This is a genomic window from Oxalobacter aliiformigenes, assembly GCF_027116575.1.
In the GTDB taxonomy this organism is placed as follows: domain Bacteria; phylum Pseudomonadota; class Gammaproteobacteria; order Burkholderiales; family Burkholderiaceae_D; genus Oxalobacter; species Oxalobacter aliiformigenes.
This window is the reverse complement of record NZ_CP098252.1, coordinates 327,321-340,209: the sequence shown is the minus strand read 5'-3', so window position 1 is coordinate 340,209 and position 12,889 is coordinate 327,321. Positions and strand designations below refer to the sequence as shown.

13 protein-coding genes are annotated in these 12,889 nt (G+C 49.8%); 4 read left to right on the top strand and 9 right to left on the bottom strand.

All coding sequences use genetic code 11. The annotated features are described in order from the left end of the window. Nucleotides 1–112: 112 nt before the first annotated feature. The 8 genes from NB647_RS01655 to gshA all read right to left on the bottom strand — a co-directional run bounded on the left by NB647_RS01655 (nt 113) and on the right by gshA (nt 8,254). A complete protein-coding gene (locus tag NB647_RS01655) occupies nt 113–1,351 on the bottom strand; it encodes an AmpG family muropeptide MFS transporter (protein WP_269283816.1) in 1,239 nt (412 codons plus the stop codon). Beyond that, nucleotides 1,351–1,968 carry a methionine biosynthesis protein MetW gene (gene metW, locus NB647_RS01650; RefSeq protein ID WP_269283814.1) on the bottom strand — a complete coding sequence of 206 codons (618 nt, stop codon included), beginning with the start codon at nt 1,966–1,968 and terminating at the stop codon, nt 1,351–1,353. Before metW ends, NB647_RS01655 begins: the two co-directional genes overlap by 1 nt. Beyond that, entirely contained in the window at nt 1,965–3,107 is a 1,143-nt protein-coding gene (gene metX, locus NB647_RS01645) for a homoserine O-succinyltransferase MetX (protein ID WP_269283812.1), read from the bottom strand. Before metX ends, metW begins: the two co-directional genes overlap by 4 nt. Nucleotides 3,108–3,357: 250 nt before the next feature. Continuing rightward, a complete protein-coding gene (ptsP, locus tag NB647_RS01640) occupies nt 3,358–5,133 on the bottom strand; it encodes a phosphoenolpyruvate--protein phosphotransferase (protein WP_269283810.1) in 1,776 nt (591 codons plus the stop codon). A gap of 17 nt (nt 5,134–5,150) precedes the next feature. After that, nucleotides 5,151–5,420, bottom strand: a complete 270-nt coding sequence (locus NB647_RS01635) for an HPr family phosphocarrier protein (RefSeq protein WP_269264817.1) — start codon at nt 5,418–5,420, stop codon at nt 5,151–5,153. Between the two features lie 105 nt (nt 5,421–5,525). After that, the gene (locus NB647_RS01630) at nt 5,526–5,915 is read right to left on the bottom strand and encodes a PTS sugar transporter subunit IIA (protein WP_269264816.1); all 390 of its coding nucleotides are present in this window, start codon (nt 5,913–5,915) and stop codon (nt 5,526–5,528) included. An 87-nt stretch (nt 5,916–6,002) separates the two neighbouring features. Continuing rightward, complete coding sequence (gshB, locus tag NB647_RS01625; RefSeq protein WP_269265775.1) at nt 6,003–6,944, bottom strand: glutathione synthase; 942 nt, start codon at nt 6,942–6,944, stop codon at nt 6,003–6,005. A 14-nt stretch (nt 6,945–6,958) separates the two neighbouring features. Then, the gene (gshA, locus tag NB647_RS01620) at nt 6,959–8,254 is read right to left on the bottom strand and encodes a glutamate--cysteine ligase (protein ID WP_269264815.1); all 1,296 of its coding nucleotides are present in this window, start codon (nt 8,252–8,254) and stop codon (nt 6,959–6,961) included. Between the two features lie 473 nt (nt 8,255–8,727). On the opposite strand from gshA, the gene NB647_RS01615 reads away from it, so the two are divergent. From NB647_RS01615 to NB647_RS01600, 4 genes are all read left to right on the top strand, one after another. After that, a complete protein-coding gene (locus tag NB647_RS01615; protein ID WP_269283807.1) occupies nt 8,728–9,000 on the top strand; it encodes an accessory factor UbiK family protein in 273 nt (90 codons plus the stop codon). Further along, nucleotides 8,997–10,517 (top strand): YifB family Mg chelatase-like AAA ATPase, encoded by a 1,521-nt coding sequence (locus tag NB647_RS01610; protein WP_269283805.1) that lies wholly within the window; start codon nt 8,997–8,999, stop codon nt 10,515–10,517. Before NB647_RS01615 ends, NB647_RS01610 begins: the two co-directional genes overlap by 4 nt. A gap of 43 nt (nt 10,518–10,560) precedes the next feature. Further along, complete coding sequence (locus NB647_RS01605; protein ID WP_269283803.1) at nt 10,561–10,944, top strand: DUF1840 domain-containing protein; 384 nt, start codon at nt 10,561–10,563, stop codon at nt 10,942–10,944. Between the two features lie 125 nt (nt 10,945–11,069). After that, a complete protein-coding gene (locus tag NB647_RS01600) occupies nt 11,070–11,672 on the top strand; it encodes a hypothetical protein (protein ID WP_269264811.1) in 603 nt (200 codons plus the stop codon). A 19-nt stretch (nt 11,673–11,691) separates the two neighbouring features. On the opposite strand, the gene NB647_RS01595 is transcribed toward NB647_RS01600, so the two are convergent. Continuing rightward, nucleotides 11,692–12,849 (bottom strand): class I SAM-dependent methyltransferase, encoded by a 1,158-nt coding sequence (locus NB647_RS01595; RefSeq protein WP_332880336.1) that lies wholly within the window; start codon nt 12,847–12,849, stop codon nt 11,692–11,694. Nucleotides 12,850–12,889: the final 40 nt, after the last annotated feature.

Genomic DNA, 12,889 nt, shown 5'->3' with positions numbered 1-12,889 from the left:
CAGGACATCAATCATTTGTCAAAGCTTGCATTCCGGAACCGGAACACAAGCGGATTCTTTCAAAGACGAAAATTTTACACTCAACCGGGAATTTTTTTCGATGTTCCTGAACTTATTCCCGCTTTTGCCGCCAGGGCGCTACTTTCGGCAATAACAACATACCCGGCAACGCCAGTACAAAACATAAGTTGAAAAACATGAACCAGCCTGTCATATCGACGATGTAACCGGCCGACGCGTTAATGAACGTTCTCGGCACAGCGGCCAGACTGGTAAACAGGGCGAACTGGGTAGCGGTATAACGTTCATCCGTTGTCCGGGCGATATAGGCCACAAACGCGGCAGTTCCCAATCCGACGCCAAATGCTTCGAAACCGATCACAAAGGCAAGAAGCATCGGATTGGCACCATTTATGGCAAGCCAGGAGAATCCGAGTATGGCCAGCGCCTGTACGGCACCAAAAACCCAGAGTGCCCGGTTGATTCCCAGACCGATAATCCATATTCCCCCCAGCAATCCACCGATCAGGCTCGCCCAAAAGCCGGTCGTTTTCGCGATGATTCCGATCTGGGTCATGGAAAAACCGAGATCAAGATAAAATTTGGTGGCAAGCGCAGTTGCCAGGCTATCGCCCAGCTTGTAAAGAAATATGAACGTCAATATCAACAGAGCGCTTTTCCAGCCGGCACGTCCGATAAATTCGGTAAATGGCAAAACCACCGCTTCCTTGATCGTTTTCGGCGGTGCACCATGAATATCCGGCTCACGAATGACCAGTGTACAAACCAGACCCGGCAACATGAATGCGGCGGTAATCCAGAACACTGTCGGCCAGCTCATCATATCAGCCAGTATAAGCGACAATGCTCCCGGTACCATTCCCGAAACCCGATAGGCATTGACGTGGATGGCGCTTCCCAATCCCTGTTCTTCATCCGGCAGCAGCTCCCGACGATAGGCATCGATGACAATATCCTGACTGGAAGAAAGAAAAGCGATAAATGCCGTCAGCAAACCGACCAGAACGAGCTGCCGGCCCGGATCAAGCGCTCCCAGCAATCCGATCGAAACAAACAAACCGGCCTGGGTTAACGCCATCCATCCGCGACGGCGTCCCAGAAAGCGAAAGGAATAACGATCCATGAGCGGTGCCCAGAGAAATTTCCAGGTATAGGGAAACATCACCAGCGCAAAAAGACCAAGTGCCTGAACATCAAGTCCTGATTTGGCCAGCCAGGCCTGCAAAAGGGTAAGAAGAATAAATAACGGCAACCCGGAAGAAAAACCGAGAAACACGCAAATCAGCAGGCGCGGATCGAATACGGCGTGCCATTTTTTCGGGAATGCCATTACGAATAAGCCGCTATTTTTTTCTGTAACCTGAAGATGGCAAGACTTCCCCGCCAGTTCGGTACGAGCTTGACCGGTTTTCCGTCATGCAATGCGACACAATCGATCACCTTCAATCCGACCTGCTCAGCCAGATTCTCGAAATCCCGTATAGTGGCACACCGAAGATTCGGTGTGTCATACCACTCGTAAGGCAACTCGGCGGAAACCGGCATATGCCCGTTCAACAGGGCAAGACGGTGTGGCCAATAGGCAAAATTCGGAAACGAGACAATCGCTTCATTTCCGACACGGACGATTTCCCGCAACAGTTCTTCCACGTTTTTCATCATTTGCAAGGCAGACAGGCACAGAACCGAATCGAACGTATCGTTCCTGAAAAAAGAAAGCCCTTTTTCCAGATCATGCTGGATAACACTGACACCGCGGAGGATACATCCGGGTATCTTCAGATCGTCGATTTCGATACCATAACCGGTACACTTTTTCGTCAGCTGCAGATATTCCAGCATGGCACCGTCACCACAGCCAAGATCCAGCACATGGGCGCCGCTTTCGACCCAGTTTGAAATAAACGCCAGATCGGCCCGCAATTTTTTCAGTTTCGGCACATTCATGATCCGTCATCCTTTCCGGTTTCCTGCCAGATACGTTCATAATACGCCCGAACGACCTCATGATAACGTTCATCATTCAGCAAAAAGGCATCGTGGCCATGAGGCGCATCAATTTCGGCATAAGTGACCTGCCGTTCATTACTGATCAGGGAACGGACTATTGCGCGACTGCATTCCGGCGAAAACCGCCAGTCCGTTGTGAACGAAACCAGCAAATATTGGGCTTGGGTTCCGGCAAACGCCTTGTCCAGATCACCGCCATGTTTGGCCGCCGGATCGAAATAATCCAGTGCCCGTGTAATCAGCAAATAGGTATTGGCATCAAAGTAGGCAGAAAACTTCTCCCCCTGATAATGCAGATAGGATTCGATTTCAAATTCGACGCCATAACCGAATTGGTATTCACCGGATCGCAATTCACGGCCGAATTTTTCCGACATGTCGTCATTGGACAAGTAGGTAATATGCCCGATCATGCGTGCAACACGCAAACCGCTTTTCGGAACGACACCATACGCGTAGAAGTCCCCTCCGTGAAAATCGGGATCCGACAATATCGCCTGCCGGGCGACATCGTTGAATGCGATATTCTGTGCCGACAACCGGGCAGTTGAAGCAATCACGACAGCATGACGCACCCGGTCAGGATACTGCATGCTCCATGCCAACGCCTGCATTCCTCCGAGAGAACCGCCCATAACGGCGGCAAATCTCTCGATACCCAAGGCATCGGCCAGACGTGCCTGCGCATTGACCCAGTCTTCCACCGTCAATACCGGAAAATCCGCTCCGTACGGTTTTCCGGTCTGCGGATTGATATCCATCGGACCGGTTGAACCGAAACACGACCCCAAATTGTTGACACCTATCACAAAAAAGCGGTCGGTATCCACAGCTTTTCCCGGACCGACCATATTGTCCCACCACCCGGTATTTTTCGGATCATTCGCATACACTCCTGCAACATGATGGGACGCATTCAAGGCATGGCAGATCAATACGGCATTGGAACGATCTGCGTTCAATTCGCCATATGTTTCATAAACCAGTGTGTAATTGGCAATACTGGCACCACTTTGCAGAATCAGTGGTTCGGCAAAATGCATCGACAACGGTGAAACGATTCCAACTGATGTCATGAATATTCTGTTCCAGAGAAACGGTCACTTGCAATAACCGGCTCTTTACGTATCAACAATAAAAAAAGCCCGAAAGCATCGGCTAATCGGGCTTTTCATTCACACTCGCTTTAGCCGTATTTATTCAGGAAACCCTCTGCGCCCGCAAGCTGTCTTGTTCAAATCGGCGCAATATCGCTAGCATAGCGAAATCACCGGATATCGTCAAACCCGATAATCCGCTATTTTGCAATTTGCGCCTCGCCAATAATCAGGTTCCCCCAGCAGTCATATCATCAAGCTGCAAATCGTGCACGGCCTTTTCAATGGCTTCCTCTTCCACCAGTGCCAGAATATTCTCGACTTTCGGTTTCAGGATTTTCAGATCGCTTGACAGAACTTCCTGCTTGACATTCAGAAGCTGGGCGGGATGCATCGAAAACTCACGCAATCCCATTCCCAGCAGAAGTCTTGTCAAATGGGGATCGCCCGCCACCTCACCGCAGACAGAAACAGGGATGCCTGCCTTGTCCGCCGCCCAGATCGTCATCGACAACATCGACAAAATGGCAGGATGCAACGGGTTGTACAGATAAGCTACTTCCGGATCGACCCGATCTATCGCCAAAGTATACTGTATCAAATCATTCGTTCCGATAGAAATGAAATCGAGCCGGGAAGTAAACATCGGCAAGCCCAGTATGGCAGCCGGCACTTCCACCATGGCACCGACCTTGATATTCTCGTCGAACTTTCGGTTGGCTTCCCGTAACTGTGTCTTGGCCTGCTCGATAAGCGCCAATGTCTGGTCAATCTCGAATGCATGAACCAGCATGGGAACCAGCAATTTGACGGGACCGAAAGCCGATGCCCTCAATATGGCCCGCAACTGTACCAGAAACAGTTCCGGCTCGGCCAGACAATAACGGATCGCACGCCTGCCAAGTGCCGGATTCAGTGTACTGGATTCCGGTGTGCCGATCGGTTTGTCAGCACCGATATCCAGTGTCCTGATCGTGACAGGCCGGCCTTTCATCAAAGTCACCGCTTTCTTGTAGGCTTCGAACTGTTCTTCTTCGCCGGGTATCCGGCTGACGTTTCCGCTTCGCCCCATAAACAGAAATTCAGACCTGAACAACCCGATGCCGATCGCACCATTTTCCAGTGCTGCCGTGCAGTCATCCGGAAATTCGATATTGGCCAGCAGTGCGACAGGCGTTCCGTCGATCGTTATAGCGGGAGTCCTTTTCAGTTTGGTCAGTTTTTTCCTCGCTTTTGTCTGGGCAGCCTGTCGGGCACGATACTGCTCCAGAACCAGAGGCGTCGGGTTGACGATAACGATACCGGCATCGGCATCGACAATCAGCCAGTCATCCTGCCTGATCAGCGACAAAGCCCCGGCAAGACCGAAAACGGCTGGCGTATCAATACTTCGGGCCACAATAGCCGCATGCGAGTTCCTTCCACCTATTTCAGACACGAAACCGCAGAACGTATCATCACGGAACTGGAGCATATCGGCAGGCGAAATGTCATAAGCGACGACAATCATATCGACGCGTTCGCTGTCGGATTCCGGGGATACCGGATGATAATCGGTCGGCGTACCGGTCAGAACTTTCATGATCCGTTCGGAAACCTGCTGGATATCCGCCTTGCGCTCCCTCAAATAGGGATCTTCTATATGATCGAACTTGGCCGAAAGCTCCTCAATCTGGGTCAGAAGCGCCCATTCCGCATTGTAGCGGCGGGTCCGGATGATATTGAAAGGTTCTTTCGAAATCATCGAATCCGCAAGAATCATGGCATGCACATCCAGAAAAGCGCCCAGCTCTACCGGAGCATCGACAGGCAAATTCGACCAGATGGTTTCCAGCTCCTTCTGGACCGTACTCAGTGCCTGCTGCAAACGTTCCACTTCGGCTTCCACTTTTTCCTGCGGAACCAGATAATGCTTGGTATCCATCGCAGCATGAGCGATCAGATGAGCGCGGCCGATTGATATGCCACGCGAGACAGAAATTCCGAAAAGTGCAAAAGATGCCATAATCGTGTCGGCCTATACTATTCCGCTTCACCAAACCGGTTGTTGATCAGCCTGGTCAACGCCTTCATGCATTCGGCTTCATCTTCCCCATCTGTCTCCAGAAGAATCTTCGATCCTTTTCCGGCCGCCAGCATCATGACTCCCATGATTGATTTGGCGTTGATTCTCTGATTGTTCCGAGTCATCCAGACTTCACATGAGAACTTCGATGCCAATTGCGTCAATTTGGCCGAAGCACGGGCATGCAACCCCAGTTTATTGATAATTTCCAGTTCCGTTTGTACCATGTTCTACCAGATATCGAGATTAAAACGTCAAACAACAGGAAGCTCTGTCTGGAAACAAATCCGGTTTGTCCGTTTTGAAAAACATTTCCTTTCCAGTCAATTTTTTCAGCAGGGATCAATACGGACTGCGCCATTTTTGCCGCCGGAAAGAGCCTTTTCGATCACCGTCTCCAAGTCGCTTTTCCGATAGGTGATCGCTCTTAGCAACATGGGCAAACTGACCCCTGCAATTACCTGTACCTTGTGCTCCGTACTGAGCTGGTGACAACAGTTGGAAGGCGTACCTCCCAAAACATCCGTCAAAACCAGCACACCGGAACCATCATCAAGCCGGCCGATAGCATCCATGGCCATCCTGCTGATATCGCATATATCCTGATCCGCCTTGACGTTAATTGCTTCAATACGCTCCTGCTCACCTTCAAACAGGTGCATTGCGGTAGTCATGAACGCCTCCGCCAATGGTTCATGCATGAGAAGTAATATGCCTACCATATAATCTTGACAATAAAAAAAGATGGGCTAAAAAACACGGCCAGACAACAGGCCTTTTAAGGCATTGTAATGAATTAAACCGATCGGTCAAACCGTTTTTTCCAGTTCATCCATAAACAGACCGGCCACATTGAAGCCGGTCTGTTGCGCGATTTCACGAAAACAGGTCGGACTGGTCACATTCACTTCCGTCAACCAGTTGCCGATAATATCCAGTCCAACAAGGAAAAGTCCCCTGTCTGCAAGTACCGGCGCTAAAGTCTCTGCAATTTGCCTGTCTCTCTCCGACAAAAGTTGTGCCCTGCCCGTACCGCCAGCCGCGAGATTTCCCCTGACTTCCCCCTTTTGGGGAATACGGGCCAAAGCAAATGGCACAACCTGACCGTTTATCAGCAAAACCCTTTTGTCACCCTCGACAATATCCGGAATGTATCGCTGGGCCATCACCGCTTTGCGACCGCTCGCGGTCAATATCTCAATCGCGGCCCCCAGATTGAGGCCGTCTTCCCCGATCCTGAAAACACCGTCTCCCCCCATGGCATTCAAGGGCTTTAATATGATGTCACGATACTCCGCATGAAAAGAACGCAACTGCTCCTGATCCGCCGTCACAAGAGTTGGCACCATGAATTCGGGAAACTGTGCGATCGTCAGTTTCTCATTATGGCTGCGAAGTGCATCGGGACGATTGAAAATTCTGGCTCCCTTTCTTTCCGACAATTCGAGAAGATACGTGGAATTAAGATATTCGACATCAAATGGAGGATCTTTCCTGACAATCACCGCATCAAAGGTTTCCAGTCCCCGATCTTCTGTTTCCCGGACGTCAAACCACCTGTGATCTTCCGTACCCGTCAATTCGATACCATTGACACGAGCATGCACGTTCTGCCCGTTCAAAACCAGATCATGCTGACAGAAAGCATAAATCCGGTGCCCTCTTTCCCCCGCTTCCTTCATCAGCGCAAATGTCGAATCCTTTTTGATGACGAACTTCTCAAGCGGATCCGCATAAAAAGCCAGTTCCATATCCTGCCTTTCGCTCACGATTGCATGTCGGGATCGGTTTTTTCCAGTTCGACCGAAGCCGCCAGCAATGCCAGACGTGCAATCACCCCATACATGTAAAACCGGTTAGGCGCCGTCGTCCCCGGTTCCGCACTTCTGTCCGGTAACGTATGCTGCTGTGCGAAGGCCAACGGAACGAAATGCGCACCTGGCGCATTCAGATTTTCATTGATATCGCGCTTTTCATTAACCCGGTAAAAACCACCGACCACATACCGGTCAATCATGTAAACGACCGGTTCGGCGACAGCGTCATCCACTCTTTCGAAAGAATGAACGCCTTCCTGAATAATGACATCACGAACGGGAAGACCTTCCTTGACGACCGACATCTTGTTGCGCTGCTTGCGATTCAGTTCCCTGACTTCGCTTGCATCCGTAACGGTCATGATACCCATACCGTATGTTCCTGCATCCGCTTTCACAATGACAAACGGCTTTTCCTTGATACCATATTCCTTGTACTTCCTTCGGATTTTGATCAGTACGGAATGGACACTCGCCGCAAGACACTCCTCACCCTCATGCTCGCCGAAATTGACATGACTGCATTTTGAAAAGTACGGATTGATCAGCCAGGGATCGATTCCCAGCATCTTGGAGAACCGTTTGGCGACATCGTCATATGCAGCGAAATGATTGCTTTTGCGACGGACAGTCCAGCCTGCATGCAAAGGAGGGAAAAGACTCTGTTCATAAACATTTTTGAGAATTTCGGGAGTCCCGGAACTCAAGTCGTTGTTCAAAAGAATCGTACACGGATTGAAATCCCCCACACCGACGCGGCGTCCGTTATTGATTCTCGCCAAAGGTTCCAGCATCAGCGTCGTTCCGTCCGGCAGAGTAAACGGAGTCGGTACCTTGATATCTTCCGATAAGGAACCCAGCCGGACATTAAGGCCTGTCTGACGCAAAATCCGGATCAGTCTTGCAATATTTTGCAAGTAATAGATATTCCGCGTATGACTTTCCGGAATCAGAAGCAGATTTTTGGCATCCGGACAGTATTTTTCAATGGCGGCCATGGTGGCCTGTACAGCCAGCGGCAGCATTTCAACAGACAGGTTGTTAAACCCGCCAGGAAAAAGATTGGTATCGACTGGCGCCAGCTTGAAACCGGCATTCCTCAAGTCGACTGAACAGTAGAATGGAGGAGTATGATCCTGCCATTCCAGCCTGAACCATCTTTCAATGGAGGGTGTCGAGTCGATAATGGTTTTTTCCAGTTCATGCAAAGGTCCGTTCAGTGCGGTAACTAAATGGGGAATCATAAAAATCCTTCAGCGTACTTCAGTAACATGGAAGATTATTCTGGACTTCGAACACAATCTTCCTTTTCCCAATACAAGACATCGCCTTATTTTACAGGAGTAGCAAATGGACATGTTATCGGACGCCGCGCCACTCCTGTCATATCATTTGTCCGGGCTGTGCCCGCTTCAAGGAACATATACTACCTGCTAATGAAAATTATTGCTTCAGTGGCCCGTTTTCAGCATCCATCAAAAGACGAAACACATCATGACCGACTATTTCCCAATCGCCCTTTTTCTGCCATGAATTTTTTCAAAAATATCTTCCATCAGCTTTTTTAACCGCCGTTTTCTTGCGCTATATCTTTTTTACCGGATCCGGAACAGAAAAATGCGTCGTCAAAATGGACTTATTCTGTCAAAATCAATTAATATTGGCTCATATTTCCCAGGAAAACAAGCAGCTTTCCCACCTATCAAGAGGAGACGTAATGAGCAAGAAAATACTGGACGAACTGCAAGCCAAACTGGGACAAATCATGGCAAGCTCGCCGGCAAAGGATATCGAGCGAAACATCCGTGCAACCCTGACTCAGGCTATCTCCAAACTGGATGTTGTCACAACAGAGGAATATGAAATCCAGAAACTGATCATTGCGCAGATGCAACACAAGATTCTTTCACTGGAAACACGACTGGCAGAACTTGAGCAGCAATCACGGCATTCAAAAACATCGCTACCAGAATCTGAAACCGGAAAATGAATCTCGCGATTTTAAAAAGCCGTGCTCTTTCAGGCATGAAAGCCCCGGAAGTGACTGTGGAAGTCCATCTGGCAAACGGTCTGCCGTCTTTCACTATCGTCGGTTTGCCGGAAACAGAGGTCAAGGAAGCCAAAGATCGCGTCAGGGCAGCCTTGCAAAACATCCGGTTCGAATTTCCGGCAAGGCGAATAACGGTCAACCTCGCTCCGGCCGATCTTCCAAAAGAATCGGGCCGATTTGATTTGCCGATCGCCCTGGGAATCCTGGCAGCATCCGGACAAATCCGTCAGGACCAGCTGGACCGCTATGAATTTGCCGGAGAGCTATCGTTATCCGGAGAACTCCGTGCCATTCGCGGAGCACTGGCAATGGCCTATGCGATAAGCCAGAACCCAAAGGCATCCGAGAAAGCTTTCATTCTTCCGTCTGCCAACGCTGATGAAGCAGCCTTTGTACAAAATCTGAAAATTCTTCCGGCCAATACCCTGCTTGAAGTCTGCGCTCATCTGAACACGGCTTCCGGTATGCCGGGTCTGGTTCCCTATGTCGCCCGACATGACAAACAGCGTCCCGAATACCCCGATTTCAGCGAGGTCAAGGGACAATTCAAAGTAAAAAGGGCGCTCGAAATCGCCGCAGCCGGCAATCACAGCGTCCTGATGAGCGGACCTCCAGGGACCGGCAAAACCATGCTGGCATCACGTTTTGCAGGAATATTGCCTCCCATGACGGACAAGGAAGCCATTGAATCGGCCGCCATTCAGTCCCTGAGTGGCCAGTTCAATCCGTCCCGATGGAAAACGCGACCTTTTCGTTCCCCTCACCATACTGCTTCCGCCATCGCCCTGATCGGAGGCGGGAGTACACCCCGTCCAGGCGAAGTCTCTCTGGCACATCATGGCGTTCTTTTCCTGGATGAATTGCCCGAATTCGATCGCCATGTTCTGGAAGTACTCCGTGAACCGCTTGAATCCGGACACATCGTCATCTCGCGGGCTGCCAGACAGGCTGATTTTCCTGCCCGATTCCAGCTCATTGCCGCAATGAATCCCTGTCCTTGCGGTTATTACGGTCATCCCTCCGGGAAATGTCACTGCTCTCCTGACTCTATTGCCCGTTACCAGCGGAAAATATCCGGGCCTCTTCTGGATCGGATCGACATTCAGGTATCTGTCAATGCCTTGAGACAGGAAGAATTGTCCAGATTCGCCGAAACAGGCGAATCTTCCGAAGCAATCGCTTCCCGGGTCAGGAAAGCTTACGACATTCAGCTGAAAAGACAGGGTAAACCGAACAACCAGCTTACTGCCCGGGAAATAGATGACTTTTGTCTTCTTGACGAGTCCGGTGAACGTTTGCTTAAGGAGGCGATGGCCAGACTGATGTGGTCGGCACGCGCTTACCATCGTATTCTGAAAATTTCAAGAACGATTGCCGATCTGGCCCGAACGGAAACGATCAGGCCTGAACATGTGGCAGAAGCAATTCAGTACAGAAGGGCTCTGAAAGAAAATTGAAAAAATTGATCTTCATTTGGCAACCCTCATTCAGGAGAAAAACATGCTAGTCATATTCAAATCCCCGGCCGGAGCCGATATCATGATGTTCAAAGAAAACGCCAAACAGATTCTCGATCTTCTCGGAAAAGACGTCCACAAGGGGATCATCACCTCGGATGAAACGGGTACGGCCATTGCAACACTTGAAAAAGAAATAGAACGCAAAAAACAGATCGAGGCTGAAGAAAAAGCAAAAAGAGAAAAACGGGAAAAAGAAGAACGCGAAAGAAAAGAAAAGGAAGGAAACGGGAATCCCGGCGAAAAAAACAAAAAAACATTCCCTCAAACGGAGCCTCCTGTCAGTTTTTCCGCACGTGCCTATCCGTTTCTTCAGTTGCTGAAAGCCGCCAACAAAAAGAAAAAGGACATTTACTGGGGAATTTGATGACAGCAATACAACAAATCAGGTTAAACTGCCAGCATTGAATCATTATTTTCAATGTGCGTTCCGCACCGATTCAATCAGCAGAATAACGGATCGGTTTTATATCAATGACAATAGGCTAGGGAATGATTTCAAAAGGTTTAAAGAAATACAGGCTGTTTTTTCTCTGTCTGATGATGGCACCTGTCTTTTCGACACTGACAGGCTGCGCACGTCCCAACGATGAGGACATGGTCGACATGCTTTCCAAGGCTTACCAGTGCAAATGGATCAAAGTCGACTCCTATGAAAAAACCGATTCGCTACCGGGAATCTGGTCATATATTGCCCAGTATGATTTCAAACTCCGCTTTCGCGAAGGAGAAGCGGGTGCCTACAAATTCATGAAAGGCATGTACAACACCGTTCCCGGAGAAACCGATTGGCAAAAAGTCCTGCAAAATCCGAACGCCCGGGCATACATCCGCGACAATTGTTCCCCTCCGGCCCAGAAAATCATGGAACAGATCGCTATCCGTTCCTACATGCAATTACACGACAAAAAGATGTCGACTGTCCGGATACCGGTTTCTGTCAGTCTCTCAGGCTGGGCAGAAACTTCATCCGGAAGAGGTGGCTGGAATATGGACATGCGTCGCGACAAGGTAAAAACCGACTTCGAATGGACCAATCCCATTCCGAGAAAAGATTTGACGGCAAAAATCGTCGCAAAACCGCAAAAACAGTGACACTTTCCAAGGCTGGTCTTCATAACCGCCCGCTTTTATCGATCTCCAGCATAAAAGCGGGCGGCGTAATGTTATGACCCAGGATCAGGACCTTGAACACTTCTCCCATTTCAGCAGGTGATAAAAGCTTCTGGACAGCCTGTGACTGCAACAAAAACTGTGCGTCATCTCTCTTTTCGGAAAAATCCTGCACCAGGCCGATCAGTCCCGAACCGATCAGAAAATTCGCCTGGGTGGTATAACAGAGCACATCCAGTCCTTCTTCTGCAGCCGCTCTTGCAAGGGAAGTAAAATCGAGATGAGCCGTTATATCCTGCAAGCCGGGAAGAAAAAACGGATCGGTATGCGCACGATGCCGGTAATGGCACATCAATGTACCGGCTGTTCTTTCCGGATGATAGTACTCATGTCCGGGAAATCCGTAATCCACGAAAATGGCAGCACCGGCTTTCCCGATTGCCAGCCTGTTCGCCAATGACCGGATGAATGCACACGCCTGTGTATGAATCTCGGTGACATATCCTTCCGGCAAAAGGCCGGAATCCGGAATCTGGAACGCTATCGAATCAGCCAATGCAGAACTGGCAGGACGCTCATCGAAAACGAAACGCCCTTCCCTGTAACCGACTCCCAGTTCATACCATCCTGTTTTCCGTCTGACAACCAGTTGTACAGGCATGGCATCCAGTACCTCATTGGCGATCAGGACACCTTCAAAACATTCGGGCAAGCTATCCAGCCAGCCGATCTGACGGTATTTTCCGAGCATCGCCTGCTGCCGTTGTCTCAATTCCGGTGACACTTCAAGTATTTCATAACAGTCACAGGTAACACCTGAGGACGAAAAACGATCGAGAACATCACGAGCAAGACGTCCAGTACCGGCTCCCAGCTCAAGTATTTTCGGTTCCGTTTGTCTCATCAGGGGAATCACGGCATCGGCCAGCGTATGACCATACAGGGGACTCATCTCTGGCGCTGTGACGAAATCCCCGCTTTCGCCCAGATTGGCAGAACCACCGCTGTAATAACCCAGTCCCGGTTCATACAGGACACAAGCCATATAATCGGCAAACGATATCCAGCCATTTTGCGATTCAATACGGTCTGTCACCCGTTTTTTCAATGCATCCGAGAAAACAAGCGCTTCCGCCGGTGGTAAAGGAAATTCCATCATTGCACAGGTTCCGTGAAAATTGTCATCAGTCTAATGCCAA

Bases quoted from the DNA above. Each gene is read 5' to 3' on its own strand.
- NB647_RS01655 (WP_269283816.1), bottom strand. From the start codon at position 1,351: ATGGCATTCCCGAAAAAATGGCACGCCGTATTCGATCCGCGCCTGCTG.
- metW (WP_269283814.1), bottom strand. From the start codon at position 1,968: ATGAATGTGCCGAAACTGAAAAAATTGCGGGCCGATCTGGCGTTTATT.
- metX (WP_269283812.1), bottom strand. From the start codon at position 3,107: ATGACATCAGTTGGAATCGTTTCACCGTTGTCGATGCATTTTGCCGAA.
- ptsP (WP_269283810.1), bottom strand. From the start codon at position 5,133: ATGGCATCTTTTGCACTTTTCGGAATTTCTGTCTCGCGTGGCATATCA.
- NB647_RS01635 (WP_269264817.1), bottom strand. From the start codon at position 5,420: ATGGTACAAACGGAACTGGAAATTATCAATAAACTGGGGTTGCATGCC.
- NB647_RS01630 (WP_269264816.1), bottom strand. From the start codon at position 5,915: ATGGTAGGCATATTACTTCTCATGCATGAACCATTGGCGGAGGCGTTC.
- gshB (WP_269265775.1), bottom strand. From the start codon at position 6,944: ATGGAACTGGCTTTTTATGCGGATCCGCTTGAGAAGTTCGTCATCAAA.
- gshA (WP_269264815.1), bottom strand. From the start codon at position 8,254: ATGATTCCCCATTTAGTTACCGCACTGAACGGACCTTTGCATGAACTG.
- NB647_RS01615 (WP_269283807.1), top strand. From the start codon at position 8,728: ATGAGCAAGAAAATACTGGACGAACTGCAAGCCAAACTGGGACAAATC.
- NB647_RS01610 (WP_269283805.1), top strand. From the start codon at position 8,997: ATGAATCTCGCGATTTTAAAAAGCCGTGCTCTTTCAGGCATGAAAGCC.
- NB647_RS01605 (WP_269283803.1), top strand. From the start codon at position 10,561: ATGCTAGTCATATTCAAATCCCCGGCCGGAGCCGATATCATGATGTTC.
- NB647_RS01600 (WP_269264811.1), top strand. From the start codon at position 11,070: ATGATTTCAAAAGGTTTAAAGAAATACAGGCTGTTTTTTCTCTGTCTG.
- NB647_RS01595 (WP_332880336.1), bottom strand. From the start codon at position 12,849: ATGATGGAATTTCCTTTACCACCGGCGGAAGCGCTTGTTTTCTCGGAT.